Raw genomic sequence first — 24,057 nt, forward strand, 5'->3', positions numbered from 1 at the left:
GACCTCTCATCAAATGCGACAACTTTGGCTTACCGCCCTCACGCGTCTGCTTGCGCAAGCGGGCTTCGTGGCCGCTGCCATGGGCGTGCTCAGCTTTTTTCTCACACGCGCTCTGCCAGGCGATGCGGCCTTTCGCATTGCTGCGGCACGCTATGGGTATGACATGGTGAATGCTGATGCGGCGCAAGCGGTGCGGCTAGAGCTGGGGCTGGACAAGCCTGCTTGGCAGCAGCTCATAGGTTGGTTGGGCGATTTGCTGCAACTAAGACTGGGCAATTCGCTCGTGACAGGCGAGCCGGTGTGGGGCGAGATCGTGCATCAGCTGGGCGCGACGGTGCATCTCTCGCTCGTGGCTTGGGTGCTGGGTGTGTTGCTAGGAGTTATTTTGGGAACGCTTGCAGCGCTTCGTGGAGGATGGCTTGCAAGGCTGATTGACACGCTTTGCGTCGTGCTGCGCGCCAGCCCTGCATTTTTAATAGGCGTGGTGCTGATGCTCTACATCGCCGTGCGCCTGCAATGGCTGCCTGTGGCGGGGCATGATGAAGAAGGCAGCATCATTCTTCCTGCGCTCACTTTGGCGCTTGCGCTTTGCGCAGGTATTGCGCAAGTGGTGCAACTGAAATTGCGGCAAGTGCTGCAATCCGATGCATTTGAATATGCGCAGATCAAAGGCTTGCCGCTGGCCGCCGCGCTCTGGCGGCATGCCGCGCCCGCTGTGGCACTGCCCACGCTGGCCTATGCGGGTGTGCAACTCGTGTTGCTCATGGAAGGCGTGGTGGTGGTGGAGAGTTTGTTTGCTTGGCCGGGCATTGGGCATGCGATGGTGCATGCAGTGATTGCGCGCGATGTGCCGATGATTCAAGGCACAGCGCTGGTGACTGCTTTGCTGTTTGTGCTGCTCAATACCGTGGTGGACACGGCGGCTAAGCTGCTTGATCCGCGCCAACGCCATGCGCAGGCTTTGGGAGCGCATGCATGAATACTATCAATTCAATAGCGCCTCGCGCAGGTTCTATGCCGGCGAACAGCTCAAAACGCTTCAAAATCATCAGTATTTCTGTGCTTCTGAGTGCATTGCTGATCTGGGCAGTAGCAAGCATTTTCACAGCGCAAGATCCACATGCGCAAAACCTCTCCGCTACCCTGCAAACCCCCAGCGCTGCGCATTGGCTGGGCACAGATCATCTGGGGCGCGATGTGCTCTCGCGGCTGGCAGAAGCCGTGCGCATCTCGCTGGGCTTGGCGCTGGCTTCTGCGCTTCTGGCTGTTTGCCTCGGGGGAGCTTTGGGTTTGTTGGCCGCGTGGCGTGGTGGCGCAATCGCTCGCGCATGTAGCTTGCTGGCGGATGCTGTCTCTGCCATTCCTGCGTTGCTTTGGGTGTTGTTGATTGCTGCTCTCGCTCCGGGAGAAAAATGGGCGCTCTACAGCGGCTTGGTGCTCACGGCTTGGGTGGAGTTCTTCCGCTATGTGCGGCCGACCGCGCGCGGCATTTTGCTGGGCGATGCGGTGCAGGCCGGCCGCTTGCTCGGCTTTGGCAGCGGCTATGTGCTGCGCTGGCATGTGTGGCCAGCTCTTAGCGCGACTCTGCTCAGGCTTACCAGCTATGCCGTGGCCAGTGCAGTGTTGGCAGTGGCAGCTTTGGGCTTTGTTGGCATCGGCCTTCGCCCGCCTACCGCTGAGCTGGGTTTGATGATGACCGAAGCTTTGCCTTATTACGACGAAGCGCCTTGGCTGCTGGCTGCGCCTGTGCTCTTGCTTCTTGGCGTTGTGATGCTGCTGCAATCTGGCGCAGCCTTGCTCGCAGGGCAGGAGGATGCGGCATGAAGCCTTTGCTGCAAGTGCAAGATTTGAGCGTGCGCACCGAGAGTCGCTATGGGGCTGACCTCACGCTGTTTGAAGGCGCGAATCTCACATTGAACGCCGGCGAGCGGCTCACCGTGGTGGGTGAATCAGGCGCAGGCAAATCGCTGCTCGCGCAAGCCATCATGGGCGCTTTGCCTGCGGGCTTGGTGGCGCGTGGGCAGGTGCATATTGCAGGCCATGCGACGAATGGCGAAAGAGCGCTCACGCTGCCGCTGTGGGGCAGCACAGTCACGATGCTGCCGCAAGAGCCTTGGAGTGCTTTGAGCCCACTCATGCGCATACTGCCGCAAGTGGCCGAAGCCGCGCGCTATGCACAGAAGCAAAGCTGGGCGCAAGCTTTACAAGCCGCGCAAGAGCGGCTCGCGCAACTCGGCCTCGCGCAGGCGGGCGGGCAATGGCTGCATCAAATCTCCGGCGGCATGGCGCAGCGCGTGGGCATTGCGGCCAGCGGTTTGGCCGGTGCATCACTCTTGATTGCTGATGAGCCCACCAAAGGATTGGATAGCAGCTCGGTGCAGCAAGTGGCGCAGCTACTGCTTGGTATGCAAGGAGCAGGTCAAGCGCTGCTCACGATCACGCACGATCTGGATTTAGCCGAGCAACTCGGAGGCCAACTCATGGTGATGCAGCAAGGCCAAGTGGTGGAGAGCGGGCTCGCTAGCGAAGTGTTGAGCAATCCGCAGCATGCCTATACCAAGGCGCTGCTCGCCGCCCAGCCACGGCATTGGCTGCCTCTGGTGCAAGCCGTGCAACCCGATGCACAGCAAGTGATTTCAGCGCAAGGCTTGGGCAAAGCGTTTAGTGCAAACAAATTATTCACAAACATAGATCTCTCCCTCAAGCGCAGCGAGATTATGGCTGTGAGCGGCGTAAGTGGCTGCGGCAAAACCACGCTGGGCAATATGCTGCTTGGTTTGGTGCAAGCTGATGCGGGAAAGATTGAACGCACTTCCGTGCCCGCCTGGAAATTCCAAAAACTCTACCAAGACCCACCGGCTGCTTTCTCGCCCCATCGCCAAATCGGTGCAGCGCTACAAGACATCATCGCGCGCCATGGCTTAGATGCCAGCAAGATCGAACCCCTCATGGCGCAGCTCAAATTGCACAGCGGCTTGCTCGCGCGCTTGCCTGCGCAAGTCTCAGGCGGCGAGCTGCAGCGCTTGGCTTTGCTGCGCTTGCTGCTGCTCGAACCCGCCTTCATCTTCGCCGATGAGCCCAGCTCGCGGCTTGATGTGATCACTCAGCAGCAAACCATGGCTTTGCTCTGCGAAGCCGCGCAAGCCAGTGGCTGCGCCGTACTACTCGTGAGCCATGATGCGCATTTGGCGAGTGCTTGTAGCCATCAGCATTTAAGTTTGGGTGTTGAGCATTGAACTGATGTCAATCACTCTCTTTTTAATAGCGCTCCGCGCAGCTGTTATCCCGGCGACATGCAAAAAAGTCTTTAGAAAATAGTCGGTTTATAGTCTCCTAATTCCTATTTGGAGACTCCCATGCCAGCACTCAGCATCCCTTCCGTGAAATCTCAAGTGAGCCCTGAAGAATGGGCTTTGCGCTGCGATTTGGCGGCCTGCTATCGGCTGGTGGCGCTTTATGGCTGGAGCGATTTGGTGTTTACGCATATCAGCGCCAAGCTGCCCGGTGCTGATCATCATTTCCTCATCAACCCGTATGGCTTGATGTTTGACGAGATCACTGCTTCCAGCCTCGTGAAAGTGGATATGCAATGCAACAAGCTGATGGATTCGTCTTTCCCGGTGAACCCTGCGGGCTTTGTGATTCATAGCGCAGTGCATGAGGCTCGAGAGGATGCGCAATGCGTGTTGCACACGCATACGCGAGCGGGCGTGGCGGTGAGTGCGCAGGCGGGAGGGGTGCTGCCGATTTCGCAGCAATCCACCTTCGTGTTGGGATCGCTCGCGTATCACACCTACGAAGGCGTGGCTTTCCGGCCAGATGAGAAGCCGCGCTTGCAGGCTGATTTAGGGGAAGCCAAGTTTTTGATGCTGCGCAACCACGGCCTGCTCACGGTGGGTAAGAGCATTGCGGATGCATTCTTGAATATGTATGTCTTTGAAAGCACCTGCCAGATTCAAGTCTCCGCGCAAGCCGGTGGAGCGCTCACGGAAGTGGATCCGCGCATCCTCGCTGGTACAGCACAGGCGATGAAAGTGCAGACGGATGGCATCGGCGCGGCCTTTGTATGGCCGGCGATGCTGCGCAAGCTCGAGCGCTCGGGGCAGGGCAATTACGTTTCTTAAAACCCGTTAAAAATTCACCTTCATCGATAAGCGCAGACTGCGTGGCTCGCCAGGGTGAATATGCCGATCTGCCACGGGTGCAGCTTCACCGGGCAACTGTGATTCATAGAAGTATTGAATATCGTCGTTGCGGCGATTGAAGAGGTTGAACACATCTAGGCCGAATTCCACTTGTTTGCTCATCTGATAGCCCAAGCGAAGATTGGTGGTGATGCTGGGGCGCGAGCGCACTGTGTTGGTAGCTTCCAAAGGCCCTGAGCCGATATAGCGCGTTGCCAGCGTGGCAGACCATCCATTGCGCTTCACCGTGGCCGAAAAGCTGGCCACACGATCTACTGAGTTGTCTACAAAATCGCCATTGGCAAAGCGCGCATGCGTCCAAGCGAAATCTGCGTCAAAAATGAGCCACGGCATGGGCGTGTAGCGATTGTTGAATTCAATGCCATAGCGCTTGCTGGCTTCGCCAGCTTCTGTCGCGCCCGCATCGCCCACATAAACCAATTCTGAATCAGCATTCAAGCGCCACAGAGCGATGGAGCTTTGCAGACCATTGATGGCTTCGGTGCGTGCGCCAATCTCGATGCCGTGCGAAGCAGCTAGGCCCGGCACGCGATCTGCGGGCAAACCGGTGGCTGGATCGGTGGTGATCGTGGTGCCGCGCGCGTCGTTGCTATGAAAGCCTTTGCCAGCATTGAAGAAGAATTCAGTTTTGTTGAAAGGCCCGAGGATCACGGAGAACTTGGGCGAGATTTGGCTATCACTTGCTTTGCCTGAATTCGCAGCCAAAGAGAGGCTGTTCACATTCGTTTGCAAGCCATCCCAGCGGATGCCGGCCACCGTGCGCACCATAGGCAGCCATTGCGTGCTGTTCTCAGCAAAGAGGCCAGTTTGCGTTTGGCGCACAGAATCATCACGCGTGGTGTTGGTGATATTGCGTTGCTCGGTATCGAAGAGACCAACGCGGATGCGATCATGCCGAAGCTGCGCGCCAAATTGGGTGGACGAATCTTTGCCTGCGAGCGAATGCGCGAAGGTGCGCGAGGCGCTGCCGCCATACACAGTGCGTGCATCTTTTTGCAGAAACTGATCGCCGCCTGCGCCTTTGGTGAAGTAGGTGAAGTTGGAATAAAGATCGAGCGAGTAGCGCATGGCATAGAGCGAGACTTCATCGCGCATGCCTTGGCCGCTTCTGCGCCATTGGCCAGAGAGGCTGCTGCGCTGGGTGCGGCCGCCGTTGGATGTGTCAATAGCATCGAAGCGGTCAAAAATGCCGGTGCTTGTGCCTCCCGTGAAAGGCTGGCCAATCAATCGCTCGGGAATTTGATCCGTCGAGCGCCAGCGGGCGCGGTAATCCATGAAGCTCACATTCCAGCCATTGGCGGCATTGCCGTCAGACAGCGTGACGACGGCGTTGGTCTTGTTGAAATTCTCTTTCAATGCCCAAGGGCCATCGTTGTGCGAAAGCTCAAGCGCGCCGAGCAGTTTTAATCCACCACCCACTAGGCCTGAGCCAGCAACCAAGCCACGCCGATAGCCGCGCGCGCCCAGCTCAAGAGAAGCAATCGGGGCGAGCTGAGTGCGATACAAAATATCTGCCGCGCCTGCCGCCGCGAAATCGCCATGCGTGGCGAAATAAGGGCCTTTGCGGTAATCAATGCGCTCCACCAATTCTGGGATGAGGAAATTGATATCGGTGTAGCCATGGCCATGTGCATGTGTAGGCATGTTCACAGGCAGACCGTTGATCGTGGTGGCGAAATCAGTGCCGTGATCCAGGTTGAAGCCGCGCAGAAAATACTGATTGGCCTTGCCATCGCCTGAATGCTGGGTGACCACCATACCAGGCACGAACTCCAATACCTCGCCGGGGCGCAGCGCAGGTTTATTTTTCAGCAGCTCAGCGCGGATGCTGCCTTGCGAGGCAGCATCGCTCGTCCCCACTGCATTGTCGTAATGCGCGGGCACTTCAATGGGCTTGAGTGTGGGCTCAGCGCTTTGGGCATAAACAGCAGTGCAGCAGCAAGCCGCCGCCAAGGCCAGTGGTGACAAATAAGCGATGCGTTTCATCCCAACACTCCCAATCTTTCAAAGAACCAATACAAAGCCAAAATAATCAAAGCGATAGAGCCGCCTTGCACGATCCAACGCTGATATCCAGCCCAGCGATGCAGTGCCAAATAAATGAGGCTCCATGCGGCGATGATGAGAAGCTGGCCAAGCTCCACGCCGATGTTGAAACCCGCCAATGCCCAGAGCAGAGAGCCTTCAGGTAATTGCGCTTCGGTCATCGCGCCAGAAAAGCCCAAGCCATGCACCAGGCCGAACAGGGAGGCGATCGCTGCGCTGATCAAGGGCGACTGAAACTTTTCAAAGCGCTGTTTGACGAGATTGAATGCAGCCGCTATCGCGATAGACAAAGCAATCACAGGCTCCACCCAGCTCGGTGAGCCGACCCAGCCGAGCGTGGCAGAAATCAGGGTGACGGAGTGGCCGAGTGTGAAGGCGGTGACGGTGATCAACAGCGCTTTCCACTCGCGTGCGAGCGTGAGTGCCAAAGTGAGTACCAAGCAAATGATGAAGGCGATGTGATCTGCGCCAGATCCGATGTGCTCCATACCGAGCACGATGAAGCTGCCGAGTGTGGATAGCGCTGTGCTGCTGACATCGCCAGCAGGTTTGGCAAGATCTGCAATGTCTTGCCACTGTTCGCTGGGTTTAATAGCACTGCTGCCTTGAGTATCAGTAGTCTGTGGCTGCCATTTGAAGCTCACGATAGCGCGATGGTCAGCGTCAATCTCCTGCATGAGCGTATAGCGCAGACTCACGCTCTTGCTCGTGTCGCAAGGCGCGCTGGTGTTGGCAGATAAGCGCACAAACACGCCATCTGAGCGCTGCTCCAAGGCTTCGTAGCGCCAAGCCAGTGGCGAGGTGCTCGTGCCGCAGCGTAGCTCGATACCTTGCCCTACCCAACGCTCTATCTCTGGTAACGATGCTTTGATTTCAGTGAAATTCAAAGCGCGATCATTGTTGGCATCCAGCGTGTCAAATGCGCGATCCAAATCGCGCAGTGCGATGGCAAGCTGCGCTTGCACGGGAGTTTGCGCATCTGACTGAGTGAGCAGCACATAGGCATCGCTGGCTTTATGCGCCCAAGTTGGCGCGCTGAAAAATACGACGAGTAGGCTGAGAAGGATTTGGCGGAAAGCGGGATTCATTTCAGCCTCTCATCTTTGAGGCCGGTTTGAGCGGCGGCTTGCAGGAGCTTGGTCTTTTCTGCCAGCGCACCGAGTTGAGCAGCACTTTGCATGGCGATCAACCAGTCAATGCTCTCTCGCTGAAGCTTGAGATTGATTTGCGAAAACTCGAGCGCCGTTCTTGCATTGCCTTGCACGTAAAGCGCATGCAGGGCTTGTTCGCGTGCGTGGCCTGCATTGCTGTCTTGGCGTAAAGCTGCTGCGCTGAATCGCGCATTCAATTCATCGGCCAATCTTTGATATTGCGAATCGCCCAGCATCTTGTAAGCCTGCGCACGGCGGATCAGCACGGCATCGCTGGAAGGCTGATTTTGTAAGGCTCGGATGGCCAAAGCCGCTTGCTTTTGACGCAGCAGTGCATCGGCATAGGCCAGAGCGGTGTAGCCATCGTTATCCAATGAGAGGCTGAGCGCGTAGTGTTTGAGTGCGGTATCTGACTTGCCTGCGCGCTCTTCATTTTCTGCAAGCAATGAGAGCAGCCAAGCCTGCTGGCTGGGCAAGCGCTCATTGCGCAGCAAAGCGGTGAAGCCCTCGCGCGCTTCTCGCCATTGGCCTTGCATGGATTGCGTCTCTAACTGGCAGGCTTGCGCGTAGAGCAGGGCTTCTGTAGCGTTGATGCTTTTACAGGCTGTGATGGCCGCGCTGTAATTGCCTTGTACGCGCTCAATCGTGGCCAAGGTGAGCCAAGCTTGTGCATGTGAGGCAGCAGGCTTGACTAGGGCTGATTGCAAGGTCTTGCGTGCCTGTGCGAACTCATGGCGGCTTTGCTCGATGGTAGCTTGCAGGGTAGTTATTTCGTAATTGGCTTGTTGGTTATTCCAGAGCGAGCCAATCAAAGCCTGAGCTTGGCCGAGATAGCGCGGATCGGCGGTTTGTCGGGCTAGCGAAATCGCTTGTCGTACAGCCAGTACAAGATCAGCGGGTGTGGATGGCTTAGCGATGCGCGCGCCGAGTTTTTCAATCACTGCATCATCATTGCTGATGCGAAGCTCTTTGACTTGAGCGGAGGCTATGAAAGTGATGCTTGTACAAATGAGTGCACTTAATATTTTCTTCATATCTGCTGTACGCAAGAAAAAGCGGCTCGGATGCATGCGCAACCGAGCCGCTGGTAGCTTGATCGTTGCTAGATCAAGCTGCTACGGGCATGGCATCGGCCGTGTCAGACACTGCCAATTCCGCATCGCCCAGCACCAGTGGCGTTGCCGTATCAGCCTCGCCCATGGCAACCACCATTGCCACGAAGTTGAAGGCAGCCGTGCTGTCTTGCGTTGCGTCAATTGGCACGTCAGTACCCGGCACATTGGTGGGCGGTGTTGCGGCGGTTATGTTGTTACCGCTGCCACAAGCGATCAGCAGGGCGCTGGCTGACAAGGCGAGTAAGCCTTGCGCAGCCCGTTTGTATGGGTGGTTCATAGAAAACTCCTTTAGTTTTGCTGCTTACTGCGAACCAGCCAAAGGCGTGTTCAGGTAGGGGAAGCGTGTGAGGAAAGGTACGACGGCTTGATCGACACCATCATGCACAGCGGCAGACGTTGCGCCCAGAGGCACGCTGGCTGGTGCGCAGGTGGAGGTGAGTGAGGGTACACCGGGCACGCCGTTCAAGCCAAGCGCATTGTTCGTGCCGTTGATCACGCACAGACCGCCAAGCATGGCGACCAAGGCGATGTCCACCACATCATCTTTAGGGCGACGGCCATTGGGGAAACCGGCTAGATCCACAGCATTGGCCAAATTCGCCACTCCACCAACACGCAGCACTTCACCAGCGACACCCAGGCGGTTTTGCTGAGCAAAGGCCACAGGTGCGATCGCGGTGTTCAGACGCAGCATCTCAGAAGGCGCTGCTGTCGTTGGTTTGTTCACACCATTGATACCTGTCAAGAACGTGGTGATCAAATCAGTGCGTGGCAGATTGGTGGGTGCCAATGCTGCAGCATTGCCGCCGCCGACCACGAGGCCGAGCAAGGCTGGCAAGGTGGGGTTGCTCACGTAATCCAAGAATTGCGTGTCATTGCTGGGATGCGAGCCGTTGAACTTGTCTTTGTCACGCAGGCCAATCACCACTTCGTTCACCAGCGGATTGCCCAAGCGCGAAACTTGCACCCATGCGCCGCCAGTTTTCTCAGAGGTTTGGTGACCAGAGGCTGGCGTGTTGGTGAGCAAGCGGCCTTGGCGCATGCTGGCTGTTGTCCATGCGCCAATCACAGGGTCGCCTGTGCCATTGCCCGCAGTCAAGCAATCCTTGTGGATTTCAATGGCCATCGTGGTGACGTTTTTGTCTTGAATGCCAAAGCCGTTGCCAGCAAAGGCGTTGATCAAGGTGGGATCGGTGATTTGCGCTGCTGTAGCGTTCACCAAATCAAAGATCGGCCCGAGGTTCACAGCGAAGCCTTCTTGGCGCTGACCGACGAATACCTTGCCGGCGGTCTTACCCGCTGGGCAGCCAGGGAAATTCACGTTTTGTACATGCGCGTTGGCATAAGTCTCATACGCTGCGGCATTGCCGAAGGTTTTGACGCCGATGTAGTCTACGGGCTTGTCAAACACATTGCCGCCAGCCGCTTTGGGCACAGGAGCCACCGTGCCTTTACGACGATCACCGCGCACCATGTTGACAGTAAAAGTCTCGCGCACATTGGAGGCTGGGCTGTTCACGCTGTTGATCGCGCCGGCTTGGGTGAGAGGGATGGCAACCATCTTGTTGCCGATGGCCAGCTCGACCCCTTTGCCGCTATTGGCCAAGGTGTTATTAAAGCGAAATTGAAAGGTGATGTCTTCTTTGGCATCGCCGTTGTTATCCACATGAATTTCATAGAGGGCATTGGGATCCATCTTGAAATAGTTGGGGCCGCCGTAGGCATCTTGCAGCGGTAAATAGTTGGAGATCAGGGTCACGTAATCGCTGCGGCCTGTCTCGTAGCTTCTGAACATATAAAAGTCCGTGTTATCCGCCTTGGGCACAGTCGTGATGAAAGGCGCTTCCCGGTGGCTGGAAGCAAAGCTGGGGCTGATCATGGCAGCGCCCGCGCACACGGCCGCGACAGCGGCGCAGTGCAATGAGGTCTTCAAAAATTTCATAAGTGCTCCTAGATGTGTGGGTTTTGAGATGTCCCGCATGCAATACGCCGCCTTGTTTCAACTGGATTGAGTAATTTGCAAAAAATTGTGTTCGCGTCATTTAAAGTGCGTGTATGACAGAGCCGATTCGCCGCATTGCTCACCTAGATATGGATGCCTTTTATGCGTCAGTCGAGCTGCTGCGCTATCCGCAACTCAAAGCCGAACCTGTGGTTGTGGGTGGCGGCGGGGCGATTCGTGAGCAGTTGCGGCATGCTCAAGGTGAACTGGCGACACACGAGATTCCCGTGGATGCGTTTCCGCGATTGAAGGATTACACGGGGCGCGGTGTGCTCACGACCGCGAATTACATTGCGCGCAGCTTCGGAGTGGGCTCGGCCATGGGCACGATGAAGGCGGCCAAGCTCTGTCCTCAGGCGATTTTGCTGCCCGTGGATTTTGAGGAATACCGACGCTTTTCGCGGCGCTTCAAGGAGATCATCTTGGAGATCGCACCGCTCATGGAAAACCGCGGCGTGGATGAGGTGTATATCGATTTCACCGATGTGCCTGGTGGCCAGCGTGAGGGCGGGCGCGTGCTCGCGAGGCTGATCCAGAAAAGCATTTTCGAAGCGACGGGATTGACCTGCTCGATTGGGGTAGCGCCCAATAAGCTGCTCGCCAAAATGGCCAGTGAATTCCAAAAGCCCAACGGCATTTCAATCGTTTATGAGACCGATTTGCAGCAGAAGATCTGGCCGCTGGCAGCGCGAAAGATCAATGGCATTGGTCCCAAGGCCGATGAAAAGCTCAAAGCCATAGGCGTTCAAACGATTGGCGAGCTAGCTGCTTTCGATCCAACGGATTTGGTGCAGCGCTTCGGCAAAAGCTATGGCGCTTGGATGCATGAGGCCGCTTGGGGGCGGGATGATCGCCCGGTCGAGACGGAGAGCGAGCCTGTGAGCATGAGCCGCGAGACGACTTTTGAACGTGATCTGCATGCCGTGCACGATAAAGCCGAGCTTGGCGAAGTGTTTACCGAGCTGTGCGAAAGCGTGGCGCGCGATCTGCAACGCAAGGGCTATCTGGGGCGCACGATTGGCATCAAGCTGCGTTGGGGTAATTTCAAAATCGCCACGCGAGATATCACGATTGATGCGGCCACAGATGATGCAAAGATCATTCGGCGCACCGCAGGCCTTGCGCTCAAGCGCTTGGACTTGAGTCAGCGCTTTAGGCTGCTGGGTGTGCGAGTAGGCAAGCTGGAAGCTAAGAATTCAGAGCAAAAACAGCATATAGCCGGCACAGAGTCTGCGCAGAGTGCTATTCAAATGATAGTAAGCGACAGAACGCCAGAATTGTTCTGATAACTCAGAGGTCAAGCTTTGCCGGCTTTGATGGCGTGGATGGACGGAATCTCAATCTTGCGCGCAATCGATGCGCTGGTCTCAAGCAAGGGCTCAAGCTTTACCACGGCAATCGAGAGATTGTCTCCCGTGCCTCGCGCGCGGGTGCGAGCCTTGTCGATCAGAAATTCGGTGGATTCACGGGGCGTGAGCGCGGAGAGCACCGAGCCCAGCTCTGCCGGGGAGAAATAGTGCCACACACCATCGGAGCAGCACATCAGCACATCACCAGGGCGCAGGCTGGGAATGTAGTGAAAATCCATCGGTGGATCATCATCCGTACCCAAGCAGCCCATCAAAATATTCGATTGCGGATGCACATTGGCTTCCTCTTCGGTGATTTCGCCTTTGTCCACCAAAGTTTGCACGTAGGAGTGATCCAGCGTGCGCTTGACCATTTTGTTGCCATGGTAGTGGTAAATCCGTGAATCACCAGCATGCACCCAATGACATTCGCCATTGGGGTTGATCAAAAAGGCGGCTACGGTGCTGTGAGGTTCTTGCTCCGCGGAAATGGCGGTGAGCTTGATCACCAGATGGGCTTCTTCAACCAGCTGGCGCAAGAGCGAGGGGGGATCATCGCGCTCAGGGGAATAGCGCTCAAAAAGCTGCTTGGCTGTGAGCATCACTTGGTCAGATGCTTTGCGCCCGCCGCTTCTGCCGCCCATACCATCAGCCACCACGCCAAGCATGCAGCCATTGACGCGCGGATGATTAAGCAGCGCAATCTGGTCTTGCTGGTAGTCGCGGTCTCCTTTGTGGATACCGGTGGATGCTGTGATTCTGTAGCCGTTAGACATGTGACGCTATTATCATGGTATTTCGCGAGGCACTTGTTGTGTCTTTGCTGCATCTGTATTGTGATTGACCCTTGGATTCCAACCTGCATTCCCCTGACCGCCAACTGATCGAGCTGCGCATTGAGCATGCTGATCTGGACGCGATGATCGACCGCTTGGCCGAGCAAACGCCTGTGGACGAACTCATGCTGCGCCGCCTGAAAAAGCGGCGTTTGGCGCTGCGTGATCAAATCACTCGCTTGGAAATCGAGATCGACGGCAAAGAGCCTGCCTGAGGATATGGGCATGCAGATACACAACAGCCTCTCGCAGGCTGTGGCGGCAAATTTCGACGATGGCTCCCTTCTCGGTCAAGCCACGGAAGCCTTTGCTCAGCGCAGTGGCCAGCGCGATATGGCTGATGCCGTGGCGCAAACGATAGAGAGCGGGGGCGCGCTCGTGGTCGAAGCTGGCACTGGCGTGGGCAAGACCTTCGCTTATCTCGTGCCCGCGTTGCTCTCCGGCGAGCGCGTGATGGTGTCTACTGCTACTAAAGCACTACAAGACCAACTTTTCTCACGCGATTTACCCATGCTGCTCAAAGCGCTCGGCCTGCCTGCACGCACAGCCTTGCTCAAAGGTCGCAGCAGCTATTTGTGCATTCACCGCATGAAGCTGGCGCGGCAGGAGCATGTGGAGCGCAGTGCTTTGCTGGCTCTTGCAAAAATAGAAAAATGGGCGGTGACGACGACCAGTGGCGATCTGGCTGAGCTGCCGGGCCTGGATGAGCGCTCCAGCATCATTCCTTTGGTCACGTCATCCCGAGAAAATTGCCTTGGCTCCACTTGCCCCAGCTACAAAAGCTGCCATGTGATGCTGGCGCGCAAGCAGGCTCTGGCGGCGGATGTGGTGGTCGTCAACCATCATTTATTCTTTGCTGATTTGGCCGTGCGCGAATCGGGCATGGCTGAACTGCTGCCTACGGTGCGTATCGCGATTTTTGATGAGGCGCATCAGCTCAATGAAACGGGTGTGCAATTCTTGGGCGCAGCTTTAGGCACATCGCAATTGCTGGATTTCACCCGCGATCTTTTGGGCACAGGTTTGCAACTGGCCAGAGGCTTAGCTGAATGGCAGGAGCTGGCGCGAGACTGCGAAATGGCCGCGCGTGATTTGCGCCTCGTGGTGGGTGAGCAAACCAAATACAGCAAAGACATGCGCCTGCGCTGGACAGGCAGCGCGCCGGAAGGCTTGCAGGAGCAGGATTGGGCAGAAGGGCTTAGTCGTGTTGAGGATGCTTTGCAGATGGCGATGGCAGCACTCGATATGGTGAGCGAAATCGCGCCAGATTTTGTGCGCCTGCACGAGCGCGCCCGCGAGATGGCGAGCCGAGCTAAACGTTTTTTGCAAAAGCCTGAAAAGGGCCAAGTGCGCTGGCTGGACGTGGGCACGCAAGTCACTCTCATGGAGGCGCCGCTGGATATCGCGCAGACGATCCGTACCAAACTGCTCAAGCTGGATGTGGGGCAGGGCGTGAATGATTTTCCGCCTGAAGACGAAAGCCGTGTGGAGCCAGACGATGAATGGCAGGAGTGGATGCCGGATGAGGAAGACGTAGAAGCCTTGATGCGCGGCGCGCCGTCTTCAAGAGATGCCGCAGCCGCCGAGCCCTCGCGTCGCGCATGGATTTTTACATCCGCTACGCTGGGCGATGATGCCAAGCTCAGCTGGTTCACCGAGCCCTGTGGCCTGCAAGATGCACGCATCCTGGTAGCGCAAAGCCCATTTGATTACCCCAATCAAGCCAGCGTCTATGTGCCGCGCCATTTGCCAAAGCCAAGTGATCCGACTCACAGCGAAGAAGTGGCCAAGCTCGCGCTGGTGGGCGCGCAGCGCCTGCAGGGCCGCACCATGGTGCTTACCACCACACTGCGCGCTTTGAAGACCATCGGCGAGCGCTTGAAACACCAGCTGGACGGCGAGCTGGAGGTATTGATTCAAGGCCAGATGTCCAAGCGTGAGTTGGTAGAGCGCTTTCGCATTGGCAATACGCAAGGCGGCAAAGGCTGCGTACTCGTGGCCTCCGCTTCATTTTGGGAAGGCATTGATATTCCCGGCGAGGCCTTGCAGCTCGTGATCATCGACAAACTGCCTTTTCCGCCACCCGGCGATCCTTTGGTAGAAGCGCGTTGCCAGCGTTTGGAGAGCGAAGGTCGCAGTGCATTTGCTGATTATTCTGTGCCTGAGGCGGCAGTGGCTTTGAAGCAAGGAGCAGGGCGCTTGATCCGGCGAGAAAGCGATCGCGGTATTTTGGTGATCGGAGATACGCGCCTAGTGCAAATGGGCTATGGCCGCCGTTTGATGGCCGCTTTGCCGCCAATGGCAAGGCTCAGCACGCCCGAAGACTTTCAAGCTGCGCTTGATCAGCTGAGCAACGAACTCTAGACCATCTGAAAACGTCTTTCGCGGTCAAGTGCAACATCTGCGCAGCTGTGCTTGGCGCTGGCCCGAGGCTTGCGTTCATTTGATGCCTGATTATTTCTAAATTTGGATGCAAAGCATATACTGTGGAAATGAACGGAACGGTACATTCAGCCAAAGAAACCAAAGCAGCAGCCAAGAAAAAGCCTGTTGCGCGCAAGTCTGCCTCATCCCCAAGTCGCAAGAGCTTGGCGAGTGGCACGACCAGTCGCACCAATGATCCCGCCCGCACCATGGCCGAAATTTTGGCTGTGGCTACGCAAGAGTTTGCTCAAAAAGGCTTGGCCGGCGCGCGCATCGACGAAATCGCCGAGCGCACGCGCACCAGCAAGCGCATGATTTACTACTATTTTGAGAGCAAAGAAGGCCTGTATGTCGCCGTGCTTGAGGAAGCCTATCGCCGTGTGCGCGCCATTGAATCTGATTTGCATCTCGATGATTTAGAGCCTGAAGCCGCACTGCGCCGCTTGGTTGGCTTCACTTTCGACCATCACGCCGGCAACGAAGATTACATCCGCCTCGTGATGGGTGAAAACATCAACCGCGCGCAATTCCTCTCCGCCAGCAAAAGCATTCAAGGCTTGAATGTGCCAGCCTTGCAAGCGATCAAAGGGCTTTATGAACGCGGTGTGACTGCGGGTATTTTTCGCACGGGCATCACCCCCATCGATATCCACGCCACCATCTCAGCGCTCAGCTTCTTCAACGTGTCTAACCGCCACACCTTCGGCACAATCTTCAAAATCGACATGAACTCCAAAACCGTCACGGCTCGCAGGAAAGAGCAAGTGATCGAGACGGTGGTTCGGTTTGTTCGCAAATGACTTCTTGGGTGCGACGCTTTGCGCAAGCTGAGAGCCGCTAAAGCTTGCGTTCATGAAGCCTTAAAACCAGTCATTTTTAAGCAAAAAACAGCACTTCGCCGGCGAGAATACTGCGCGAAGTGCTATCAAATCAATAGTCACTATTGATCGGTTGAAGGCAAAGAAAAAGCCCGTTTGATGAATCAAACGGGCTTTTGTGTGCTGGCGGAAACGGAGGGATTCGAACCCTCGATGAGGCTCTACACCCCATACTCCCTTAGCAGGGGAGCACCTTCGGCCACTCGGTCACGTTTCCAGCAGGCTGAATTATCGCACGAACTGGGCGGGTGCTTGAGCTTGCTCTTAATCTGCTTTGATACCGTTTTCTGCGATCACTTTGGCCATGCGCTCGTGCTCGGCGGCATGGGTGCGGCCTAAGAAGCGGGGCTCGCCGCCTGTGGGCACGGTGGTGGCCAGGCTCATACGGGCTTGTACATCGGGCATTTTCATGATTTCGTTGAAGTGGCCGTTGAGCATGTCGATCACGCGCTGGGGTGTGCCTTTAGGAGCCATGATGCCTTGCCAAGCGCCCAGATTGGCGCCGCGAATGCCTTGCTCTTCGAGCGTGGGCACGTTGGGCGCGAAGGGGGAGCGAACGCTGTCTGCCACGGCGATGTTTGTTAATGTGCCGCGCTCGATGTGCTGGCGCACAGGGCCCAGGGTGGTGTACATGAATTGGATGTGGTTGCCGATCAGATCAACCACCGCGGGGGCGCTGCCGCGATAGGGCACCTGCTGGATTTTGGTGCCAGCAGTTTTATTAAACATTTCACCCAAGATGTGCATGGGGCTGCCGCTGCCGGGGCTGCCATAGGTTTTGATCTTGTCGGCTTTGGCGGCGGCGATCAAGTCTTTCACGTTTTTGATGCCACTGCTGCTGTTGACGACAAGAAAGAGCTGCTGTGTGCCCATGTGGAAGACAGGCTCGAAATCGCCCACGGTGTCATACGCACCGCCTGTGCCGGGCTTGAGCACGAGCAGGGCGGAAGAGATGGTGCTCGGGGTCATGAGCAAGGTGTAGCCATCAGCGGGGGCTTTGGCGACGAAGGCGTTGCCTATCGTGCCGCTGGCGCCGGGTTTGTTTTCTACGACGACGTTTTGGCCGATACGCGTGGCGAGCTTTTCTGCAAACAAACGGCCTAAGGCGTCGGTATCTCCACCGGCTGGGTAGGAGACGACGATGTTGATTTGCTTTGCCGGATAGGCCTGAGCCAGGGCGATGCTAGGGGCGAGCAGAGCAGCACCGATGGCTGCGACACAGGCTAATGAGTGACGGCGTGATGGATGAATCATGAAAGCTCCTCGTTAAAACTGTATACACAGGTTAAATCAATTTACAGATGAACGCACTGCATGTTTGACCTAGGTAGGGTTTCATGTGCGAACTGCTTGCTGCTCAGAGAAAAGCGTGCTGCGCGAGCTGGCGATACCAGGGATGATTAGGCTGCATCAGGCTGGTGTGCGTGTCGAAATGGCTTTGCCCCGCGTGTTGATGCAGTGCTGCAGGTGCTGGCTGTGTTTTGAGCAGGGTGTGCAAGCGGCGATTAGACAGGCGCACGCGCTCGCTGTCGTGCTCGCCGATGAAGAGTTCAAAGGGAATGTTGTTTCCGGCCGCCCAACAGAGGGGGCTCATCAATGTGTCATCGAGCGGGTTTTGCAGCACGAGCTTGTAAACGCGCTCTTCCAAGCTGTCGGGCGGTGGCGCGGGGTGATGCAAATCCATGATGGCGCTGATGGGTAGGCAGGCTTGGATGCTGCTGTGCGCGGGGCTTTGTTTACGCAGCGCAAGCAGCGAAGCCAGATGCCCGCCAGCAGAGTGACCAGAGAGCAAGATGCGCTGTGTATTACCGCCGAATTCGCTGGCATGGGCATGCACATGTGCGAGGCAGGCGAGGGCGTCTTCGTAAGCAGCAGGGAGCTTGTGTGTAGAAACGAGCCGATAAGAGGGTGCAATCAAAATCATGCCTGATGCGCACACATGCTTGGCCATGAAGTGCACATACTCGCGGTAGCCATTGGTCCAGCCGCCGCCGTGCCAGAAGATCAGGATGGGCGCATGGTGCGCAGCTTGCGGGGCGAACACATCCATGCGCTGCAAACGATGCGCGCCGTATGCTAAGCCGCGTTGCACCTGGAGCCCCGAAAAATCTGCTTCACGTGCCCAAGTCATCACCTGAGCTGCATATTGCGCCGCTGCAGGAAAAGGCATGGGTATTTGGCCATCAGGATCGTCTTGTGGGCTCAAGGCTGTGCTCATGTTTCTGGCAAGTAAAGTGTGTAGGCAATGTCGTTGGCAAGTCAGCCCAAAAGCGATACGCTCGTTGAGTAAAGCACAGCCCTTTTGACTTGCCCACTGGTGAAAGCCCCAGAAATGAACTCTAACGCTCCTGAATCCCTTGCATCCATGATCTCGCGTCGCGCCTGTCTGCGAGCTGGCTTGGCCGCGGGGCTTGCGGGTGCAAGTGCATTGCCCTCTATGGCCCAAACGCTGCCAGAGGTGCAAACCGAAGCGTGGATGGATGCGGCACGCTCGCGCGAGCTGCCGGTGCTGTTGCGCTGGCCTGTGGGCAAGCCGCTGGGCGTGATGCTGTATTCGCATGGCTTAGGCGGCAAGAAAGAAGGCGGCGATTATTGGGGCAGGGCTTGGGCCGCAGCTGGCTTGCTGGTGGTGCATCTTCAGCATCCAGGCAGTGATGCGCAGGCTTTGAGGAAAGGTGGTTTGACGGCGCTGAGCAAGGCATCTCAGCCTGAGCAACTGGTTGCGCGCATGCAAGACATGCGCTTTGCGATTGCTGAAATCAACCGTCGCAAAACGGCTGCTGCCCCGGGCTGGGTGGGGGTGCCGACCGACAAAATGGCCGTGGGCGGCCATTCCTTCGGCGCGCGCACCACCATGCTCACGGCAGGTTGGCAGCGCAATGGCAACAATGGCACCGACCCTCAGCCCAAAGCTTTCGTAGCGATGAGCCCAGCGCTTTCCAATAAAAATAATTTGGCGCAAAGCCGCAAAGAAATGGCTGCTGTGACGCGGCCTTTTCTGGTGTGCACAGGCAGCTTGGATGGCGAGATCATGGGCAATGGCGAAACGCCCGAAAGCCGCCGTATGGTGTATGACGCTATTCCATCGGGGAAAAAGGCGCTGCTCTGGCTCGATGGCGCAGATCACTTCACTTTTGCTGGCAATTCAAAGCAAATCCCCAGCACATTCATTGTGCGCCGTGAGAAGATTTCACTGGATGCCGAGGCTTCGCATCATGAGCGCGTAGCAAGCATCAGCACCGCTTGGCTCAAAGAGCAGCTCTTTGGGCAGCCCATGGGCTCTGCAGCAGGCCTGGGCGCCGCAGATCAGTTTTTGCGTGCATAGCGCCTTGATCGGGGCAGATGGATGCCTCTGATCTGCGCTTTGTGCGGCTGCTCTGCCTGATACGAGCCAATTCAAATTGCTACGTATTTGATAGCACTTTGCGCAGTATATACGCCGGCGATCGGCCTTTTTTGCAAAAAGAATCAGTCGGATGCACCCGGAAAGACGATGCCGCCTAATCCCAGCATCTTGGGCTTGCGAAACGGCTTCCAAGCGCTCTCGGTTTGCGAGAGCCGATCCGCCACGGCCCACCAAGCGCTGGGATTCAAGCCAATGCCGAAATGGCTGGCCAAGACTTCGATATTTTCTGTTTGCTCGTGCCCAAGCTCAGGCGATTTGCTTTGAATGCTGCCTTGCCAAGCCACGATACCGTCTGTTTTTGAGTAAACGCTGGTGGTGGGCACTGGCGGCGCTTTGTGAAGCTCGAAGTTATCAGCTTCGCGCTCAATATCGCGCCCGCTGACCATCTCATACAAGCGCCACGCATTGGTGGAGCGTGGGCTGCCCGCAAATGGCGTGCCTAAAGTGATCACGCAGCGCACGAAATCAGGCAACTCTTTGGCGATCTCGCGGGCATACACGCCGCCCAAACTCCAGCCAACCAAACTCACCTTGTTGCCAGAGGCGGCGTAAGTCTCGCGAACCATGCGTTTGATACCTTCGAGCACACCCGCACGTGGGCCGAAATTGCTGCCTTGCTGCCAGCCCGTCACGTCATAGCCCAAGCTCTCCAAATATTTACGAAGGGGCACGGTGGACGTGTCGCTCGCAGCCAAGCCGGGGAAGACGATCACTGAATGGCCATCGCCTGCAGGAGCTTTTTGCAGAGCAGGCCAAGCAGGCAATACGGCACCAAACTCCCAAAACGCGCGAAACTCCAGCGCCAGCAATCCCATGCCAGGGGCTGTGTGCCCAGAATTGCTTTTCGATGTGCCGGATTGTTTTTTCATAGGCGGGGTCAGCCGGTGCAGGGCGGGAATGTGAATCATGATTGCATTGTCTAGGATATGCCATGCTCAAACGCTGTCAATCGCTCGGCAAATACACAACTAGAGCGGTGAATCGCATTTTTCGTCACTTGTGAGACGATCAGCTTCGTGGTTTTCCCTTGCGCTGGTGTTTTTGCAAGTTTCGCGTCAGATGTCGCCATGACTGGAAGGCTTGTCATTTAACTGGTTGCATAATCCAAACGTATTAACAATCTAGGGCATCTCACCGTGATGACCGAATCTGAAATCCAACATGTGGCGAAGTTGCTGCGCAGTGGTGCAGCGTTTCACGGCATGCCTGAGAAAATTTCTATACGCCTGGCAGCCTTGATGGCTGTTCGCGAGTTTGCACCCGGCACGCAGCTCACGCGTGAGGGCGATGCCAATGCTGGCTACTTGATGATTCTCGTCTCGGGTGAGGCTGAAATCTCCAGCAAACATACACAAGAAGGCGGGCATTTGGTGCACCGTTTGGCGCAACCAGGGCACATCATTGGCGAAGTAGGCTTCATTGATGGGCAAGTTCACTCTGCGACCTGTGAGGCCTTGGTGTTCACACGCGCAGCAGTGCTAAGCCGTGATGATTTCATCGCAATGTTTGAAACGGATGCGCTGTCTGCAGCACAGCTCATGGCAGGCTTGCTGCGCTTGCTAGCCCGGCGCATTCGCCATGCCAACCATCACATGATTGTGCAGGATCAGCAAATTTTGCAACTGCAAACCGAGCTGCTTTCACTGCAGCAAGCCAAGATGACTCGCTCAGTTTGAGCGGTTCTGCACGCCTGAACGCGGAGCATGCTCTGCGCAAGCCTCGCCGGCTACAAAATTAAAACTAAAGACGTCATTGCAAGATTTTTTGCAAAAAACCAGACGTAAGCTCGCCTAGCTTGCCATAATCGCGCCAAAGATTCATCAAATAACAGGCAAGGAGCGAGGCCATGCAAGAGAGCTATTTCCAGCTCAGCCGCCGTGCGTTTTTGGGTGCGGCGGGCGCTGGGGGCGTGAGCGCCCTCTACCATGAATTGGCGGATGCTAAGCCCGGTACATCGCCCGTGGCAACCAGCTTGCCGCAACCTGACCATCCGCATTTGCACGCCAAAGCTGCGCCCGGCTGGTCTGGCGCGCCGGGCAAGGCGCGCTATCGCATCGAAGGCATGCGCAAGGTGACCGGGCAAAAAATCTATGCAAGAGATTTTCGGGCGAAAGATATGCAGGGCTGGCCAGCACAGGAGCGTGTGGCGATGATCTTGCGCGCGGATAATGCGCGGCTTTTATTCATGGGCATTAACTTGGAGGTGCTCAGCGCCGATTTGCAGCCCATCACAATCATTCAGCAAGCTGATCTGTTGGCGCTCAATCTCTCGCTGCCGTTTTCCAACACACCCGCCCTGCCTGAAGCCAAGCCGCAATTGCTGGTGACGAAAGGCACAGCAGCGCAGTTCTACGGCCAGCCGGTGGCGATTTTGATTTTCAAAGATTGGCAGCAATACCGCGCAGCAAAGCGTGTTCTGCAGTTCAACAAAGGCGTGGTGCAGTATGGCTCGATCACGCCAGAGCCGCGCTTTACCACGCCGTATTCACCGGTGAACTACCTCACGCGCTATGAAGCGCCGGGCATTGCGCCGTTTTCGCAAGTGCAGGTGGGCTATGAATCGAATCCGAATGAGCCCAACAGTACCAAGCAGCCTTACAACGAAACCGCCAAGCGCTTGCGTGGCGCGATTGATGCCGCGCTGAGCAATCCCGCGCATCGCAGCTTCAGCGGCACTTACCACACGCAAGTGCTCGATCCGATGTTCATGGAGCCTGAAGCTGGTTTGGCATGGCTTGACCCTGCGGCTGGCGGCACGCTGAATCTCGTGCTCGGCACGCAAGCCACCAATGGCGATGTGAGCGATATCACCACGATGTTTACCAATAGCTGCAAGCCCAGCTCAGTTGCCCTCAAGCAAGTGGCGCTGTATTCCTGCTATCCCGGCGGTGGCTTTGGCGGGCGTGATGTATCGACCTTTCCCGCGTTGCTGGCCGTCACAGCTGCGCTCGCTGGCAATGTGCCCGTGCGTATCGCGCAAGATCGCTATGAGCAATTCCAATCGGGCTTGAAGCAATTGGCCAGCAGAATCACGCATTCACTGGCGGTGGACAAAGACGGCAAATTCACCGCCTTCAAAAGCAATCAGATCCTGCCCTCGGGCGGCAACAACAATTACAGCCAGTTCGTGGCCATGCTCGCCGCCTATTGCGGTCTCTCGGGCTACAACATTGACAAGGCTTCTGTGGATGCAATTGCTAAGCCCAGCCTTGGCGTCGTGGCGGGATCCATGCGCGGCTTCGGCGGGCCGCAGGCCAGCTTTGCGGTGGAGACACTGGTGGATGAAGCTGCTGTGGCGCTCGGGCGCGATCCGATTGAGCTGCGCGAAAAAAATGTGCTCAAGCAAGGCGACCGCACCATCACCGGCGCACCGCTCACGCAGCCGATGACGCTCGCGGAGATTTGCCGCCGTGCCAAAGCGCATCCACTGTGGGTGAATCGCGCCAAAACCAAGCTTGAGAAAGCAAAACTTGGCATCGCCTATGGCGTGGGCTTTGCACTGGCCAACCAAGCTTATGGCACGGGCACTGATGGCGTGATGGCGGAAGTATCCATCTCCTCCAGCGGCGAGCTGAAAGTGCGCACCAATTGTGTGGACATGGGCAATGGCTCTGCCACCACGCTGGCGATCAGCACGGCGGGATTTGCTGGGCAAAACGCTGAGCATGTGGTGATGGGCGATCAGGGCTATTTCAATGCGCTTCAGATGATCACTGGCAATGGCATAGTCTGCGGTGTGGATCCCAAAGATCCAGCCACCTTCAGCTGGGCGAACCCTGCGTGGACGGCATCGTTTTCCATGTCGTCCAGCGCCTGCCTCACCGCTTTTCATCAGGTGCATGTGACAGAGCAGGCCGCGCGGGTGTTGTTTGAAGCGGCCTTGCTGCCGGCAGCGGCTGCAATCTGGAATGTGCCCTTGGCGCAGGTGCAAGGCAAAGCGGTTTGGCGCGATGCAAAGCTCAACGCATCTGGTTTGCCGCCTTTGGCATTGCCAGATATTGCTGCGCGTTTGTATGCGATGAAGCTACCCAAAGGCGCGATGGTGCATGGCCTGTATCAAGGCACTTGGGTGAGCGCGAGTTATGCCATCAATGGCGGCAAGATGCTGTTGCCCATTGATGGCTTGGCCTTGCAGGCTTCAGCATCCCAAAGCTGGCAAGTGATCACACGGCAAGATCTGATTCCGCCTGATCCGAAAGCGGCTTTGTATGGACGAAGCTTGTTTGCGCCATCGGGGGTGTTGGTAGCTGTGGAGCTTGACCCGAAGAATGGTCAACCGAAGGTGACCGATGTGGAGCTGATGGTGGATGCTGGCAAAGTTTTGCAGCGCGATCTTTTGATGGGTCAAGCAGAAGGTGGCATTGCCATGGGTATTGGCTATGCGCTCTTGGAGGATTTACCGCTGGAGGCGGGCGGTGCGGGTGATGGCAAATGGAATCTGGATCGCTATCACGTGGCGCTGGCTTCTGATATGCCCACGCGCATGAACATCACGACTTTGCCGACGACGGAGCCGACAGCCAAAGGCATCGCAGAAGCCGTGCTCTGCCCGATTGCTCCAGCGATTGGCAATGCGATTGCGCATGCGACGGGGAAACGGGTGAGAAGCTTGCCGATCACGGCTGCAAAGATCAAGGGAGCATGA

At 56.8% G+C, this 24,057-nt stretch carries 20 protein-coding genes and 1 tRNA gene; 11 read left to right on the plus strand and 10 right to left on the minus strand.

Features of this window, described 5'->3' with window-relative positions; all coding sequences use genetic code 11:
* Positions 1-13: 13 nt before the first annotated feature.
* From KIH26_RS06345 to KIH26_RS06360, 4 genes are all read left to right on the plus strand, one after another.
* Positions 14-979, plus strand: a complete 966-nt coding sequence (locus KIH26_RS06345) for an ABC transporter permease (protein WP_213443523.1) — start codon at positions 14-16, stop codon at positions 977-979.
* On the plus strand, positions 976-1,824 hold the full coding sequence (locus tag KIH26_RS06350) for an ABC transporter permease (protein ID WP_213443525.1): 849 nt from the start codon (positions 976-978) through the stop codon (positions 1,822-1,824). Before KIH26_RS06345 ends, KIH26_RS06350 begins: the two co-directional genes overlap by 4 nt.
* Complete coding sequence (locus KIH26_RS06355) at positions 1,821-3,236, plus strand: ABC transporter ATP-binding protein (RefSeq protein ID WP_213443527.1); 1,416 nt, start codon at positions 1,821-1,823, stop codon at positions 3,234-3,236. The genes KIH26_RS06350 and KIH26_RS06355 overlap by 4 nt, the downstream gene beginning before the upstream one ends.
* A 120-nt stretch (positions 3,237-3,356) precedes the next feature.
* Complete coding sequence (locus KIH26_RS06360; protein WP_213443529.1) at positions 3,357-4,124, plus strand: class II aldolase/adducin family protein; 768 nt, start codon at positions 3,357-3,359, stop codon at positions 4,122-4,124.
* A gap of 6 nt (positions 4,125-4,130) precedes the next feature.
* Here KIH26_RS06360 and KIH26_RS06365 read toward each other — a convergent pair whose 3' ends face one another.
* From KIH26_RS06365 to KIH26_RS06385, 5 genes are all read right to left on the minus strand, one after another.
* Positions 4,131-6,191 (minus strand): TonB-dependent receptor, encoded by a 2,061-nt coding sequence (locus KIH26_RS06365; protein WP_213443531.1) that lies wholly within the window; start codon positions 6,189-6,191, stop codon positions 4,131-4,133.
* On the minus strand, positions 6,188-7,339 hold the full coding sequence (locus tag KIH26_RS06370) for a HupE/UreJ family protein (protein WP_213443533.1): 1,152 nt from the start codon (positions 7,337-7,339) through the stop codon (positions 6,188-6,190). Before KIH26_RS06370 ends, KIH26_RS06365 begins: the two co-directional genes overlap by 4 nt.
* The gene (locus KIH26_RS06375) at positions 7,336-8,436 is read right to left on the minus strand and encodes a tetratricopeptide repeat protein (protein ID WP_213443535.1); all 1,101 of its coding nucleotides are present in this window, start codon (positions 8,434-8,436) and stop codon (positions 7,336-7,338) included. The genes KIH26_RS06370 and KIH26_RS06375 overlap by 4 nt, the downstream gene beginning before the upstream one ends.
* 73 nt (positions 8,437-8,509) lie before the next feature.
* Complete coding sequence (locus KIH26_RS06380; RefSeq protein WP_213443537.1) at positions 8,510-8,794, minus strand: hypothetical protein; 285 nt, start codon at positions 8,792-8,794, stop codon at positions 8,510-8,512.
* 24 nt (positions 8,795-8,818) lie between these two features.
* Positions 8,819-10,459, minus strand: coding sequence for a DUF4331 domain-containing protein (locus tag KIH26_RS06385; RefSeq protein ID WP_249660980.1), 1,641 nt, complete (start codon positions 10,457-10,459; stop codon positions 8,819-8,821).
* Positions 10,460-10,572: 113 nt separating this feature from the next.
* Between KIH26_RS06385 and dinB the strand changes: the two genes are divergently transcribed.
* A complete protein-coding gene (gene dinB / locus KIH26_RS06390) occupies positions 10,573-11,805 on the plus strand; it encodes a DNA polymerase IV (RefSeq protein WP_213443546.1) in 1,233 nt (410 codons plus the stop codon).
* 11 nt (positions 11,806-11,816) lie between these two features.
* On the opposite strand, the gene KIH26_RS06395 is transcribed toward dinB, so the two are convergent.
* Positions 11,817-12,644 carry a PP2C family protein-serine/threonine phosphatase gene (locus tag KIH26_RS06395; RefSeq protein WP_213443548.1) on the minus strand — a complete coding sequence of 276 codons (828 nt, stop codon included), beginning with the start codon at positions 12,642-12,644 and terminating at the stop codon, positions 11,817-11,819.
* Between the two features lie 71 nt (positions 12,645-12,715).
* Between KIH26_RS06395 and KIH26_RS06400 the strand changes: the two genes are divergently transcribed.
* From KIH26_RS06400 to KIH26_RS06410, 3 genes are all read left to right on the plus strand, one after another.
* Positions 12,716-12,919, plus strand: a complete 204-nt coding sequence (locus tag KIH26_RS06400) for a YdcH family protein (RefSeq protein ID WP_213443550.1) — start codon at positions 12,716-12,718, stop codon at positions 12,917-12,919.
* A 10-nt stretch (positions 12,920-12,929) separates the two neighbouring features.
* The gene (locus KIH26_RS06405; RefSeq protein WP_213443552.1) at positions 12,930-15,068 is read left to right on the plus strand and encodes an ATP-dependent DNA helicase; all 2,139 of its coding nucleotides are present in this window, start codon (positions 12,930-12,932) and stop codon (positions 15,066-15,068) included.
* Positions 15,069-15,196: 128 nt separating this feature from the next.
* Positions 15,197-15,928, plus strand: a complete 732-nt coding sequence (locus KIH26_RS06410; RefSeq protein ID WP_213443554.1) for a TetR/AcrR family transcriptional regulator — start codon at positions 15,197-15,199, stop codon at positions 15,926-15,928.
* Positions 15,929-16,130: 202 nt separating this feature from the next.
* Here KIH26_RS06410 and KIH26_RS06415 read toward each other — a convergent pair.
* The 3 genes from KIH26_RS06415 to KIH26_RS06425 all read right to left on the minus strand — a co-directional run bounded on the left by KIH26_RS06415 (position 16,131) and on the right by KIH26_RS06425 (position 18,224).
* Positions 16,131-16,223: transfer RNA gene (locus KIH26_RS06415), tRNA-Ser, on the minus strand.
* Between the two features lie 47 nt (positions 16,224-16,270).
* Positions 16,271-17,257: a Bug family tripartite tricarboxylate transporter substrate binding protein gene (locus KIH26_RS06420; RefSeq protein ID WP_503005137.1), complete on the minus strand. Its 987-nt coding sequence runs from the start codon at positions 17,255-17,257 to the stop codon at positions 16,271-16,273.
* Positions 17,258-17,363: 106 nt separating this feature from the next.
* The gene (locus tag KIH26_RS06425) at positions 17,364-18,224 is read right to left on the minus strand and encodes an alpha/beta hydrolase (RefSeq protein ID WP_213443557.1); all 861 of its coding nucleotides are present in this window, start codon (positions 18,222-18,224) and stop codon (positions 17,364-17,366) included.
* 114 nt (positions 18,225-18,338) lie between these two features.
* Between KIH26_RS06425 and KIH26_RS06430 the strand changes: the two genes are divergently transcribed.
* Entirely contained in the window at positions 18,339-19,331 is a 993-nt protein-coding gene (locus tag KIH26_RS06430; RefSeq protein ID WP_213443559.1) for an alpha/beta hydrolase family protein, read from the plus strand.
* Between the two features lie 143 nt (positions 19,332-19,474).
* On the opposite strand, the gene KIH26_RS06435 is transcribed toward KIH26_RS06430, so the two are convergent.
* Positions 19,475-20,320, minus strand: a complete 846-nt coding sequence (locus KIH26_RS06435) for an esterase/lipase family protein (RefSeq protein WP_503005071.1) — start codon at positions 20,318-20,320, stop codon at positions 19,475-19,477.
* Positions 20,321-20,551: 231 nt separating this feature from the next.
* On the opposite strand from KIH26_RS06435, the gene KIH26_RS06440 reads away from it, so the two are divergent.
* A complete protein-coding gene (locus KIH26_RS06440) occupies positions 20,552-21,088 on the plus strand; it encodes a cyclic nucleotide-binding domain-containing protein (RefSeq protein WP_249661116.1) in 537 nt (178 codons plus the stop codon).
* Between the two features lie 170 nt (positions 21,089-21,258).
* The gene (locus KIH26_RS06445) at positions 21,259-24,057 is read left to right on the plus strand and encodes a xanthine dehydrogenase family protein molybdopterin-binding subunit (protein WP_213443563.1); all 2,799 of its coding nucleotides are present in this window, start codon (positions 21,259-21,261) and stop codon (positions 24,055-24,057) included.

Origin of the sequence: Variovorax sp. PCZ-1, assembly GCF_018413605.1 — a bacterium.
Classification (GTDB): domain Bacteria; phylum Pseudomonadota; class Gammaproteobacteria; order Burkholderiales; family Burkholderiaceae_C; genus JANMDU01.

Bases quoted from the DNA above. Each gene is read 5' to 3' on its own strand.
- KIH26_RS06345 (WP_213443523.1), top strand. From the start codon at position 14: ATGCGACAACTTTGGCTTACCGCCCTCACGCGTCTGCTTGCGCAAGCG.
- KIH26_RS06350 (WP_213443525.1), top strand. From the start codon at position 976: ATGAATACTATCAATTCAATAGCGCCTCGCGCAGGTTCTATGCCGGCG.
- KIH26_RS06355 (WP_213443527.1), top strand. From the start codon at position 1,821: ATGAAGCCTTTGCTGCAAGTGCAAGATTTGAGCGTGCGCACCGAGAGT.
- KIH26_RS06360 (WP_213443529.1), top strand. From the start codon at position 3,357: ATGCCAGCACTCAGCATCCCTTCCGTGAAATCTCAAGTGAGCCCTGAA.
- KIH26_RS06365 (WP_213443531.1), bottom strand. From the start codon at position 6,191: ATGAAACGCATCGCTTATTTGTCACCACTGGCCTTGGCGGCGGCTTGC.
- KIH26_RS06370 (WP_213443533.1), bottom strand. From the start codon at position 7,339: ATGAATCCCGCTTTCCGCCAAATCCTTCTCAGCCTACTCGTCGTATTT.
- KIH26_RS06375 (WP_213443535.1), bottom strand. From the start codon at position 8,436: ATGAAGAAAATATTAAGTGCACTCATTTGTACAAGCATCACTTTCATA.
- KIH26_RS06380 (WP_213443537.1), bottom strand. From the start codon at position 8,794: ATGAACCACCCATACAAACGGGCTGCGCAAGGCTTACTCGCCTTGTCA.
- KIH26_RS06385 (WP_249660980.1), bottom strand. From the start codon at position 10,459: ATGAAATTTTTGAAGACCTCATTGCACTGCGCCGCTGTCGCGGCCGTG.
- dinB (WP_213443546.1), top strand. From the start codon at position 10,573: ATGACAGAGCCGATTCGCCGCATTGCTCACCTAGATATGGATGCCTTT.
- KIH26_RS06395 (WP_213443548.1), bottom strand. From the start codon at position 12,644: ATGTCTAACGGCTACAGAATCACAGCATCCACCGGTATCCACAAAGGA.
- KIH26_RS06405 (WP_213443552.1), top strand. From the start codon at position 12,930: ATGCAGATACACAACAGCCTCTCGCAGGCTGTGGCGGCAAATTTCGAC.
- KIH26_RS06410 (WP_213443554.1), top strand. From the start codon at position 15,197: ATGAACGGAACGGTACATTCAGCCAAAGAAACCAAAGCAGCAGCCAAG.
- KIH26_RS06425 (WP_213443557.1), bottom strand. From the start codon at position 18,224: ATGAGCACAGCCTTGAGCCCACAAGACGATCCTGATGGCCAAATACCC.
- KIH26_RS06430 (WP_213443559.1), top strand. From the start codon at position 18,339: ATGAACTCTAACGCTCCTGAATCCCTTGCATCCATGATCTCGCGTCGC.
- KIH26_RS06435 (WP_503005071.1), bottom strand. From the start codon at position 20,320: ATGATTCACATTCCCGCCCTGCACCGGCTGACCCCGCCTATGAAAAAA.
- KIH26_RS06440 (WP_249661116.1), top strand. From the start codon at position 20,552: ATGACCGAATCTGAAATCCAACATGTGGCGAAGTTGCTGCGCAGTGGT.
- KIH26_RS06445 (WP_213443563.1), top strand. From the start codon at position 21,259: ATGCAAGAGAGCTATTTCCAGCTCAGCCGCCGTGCGTTTTTGGGTGCG.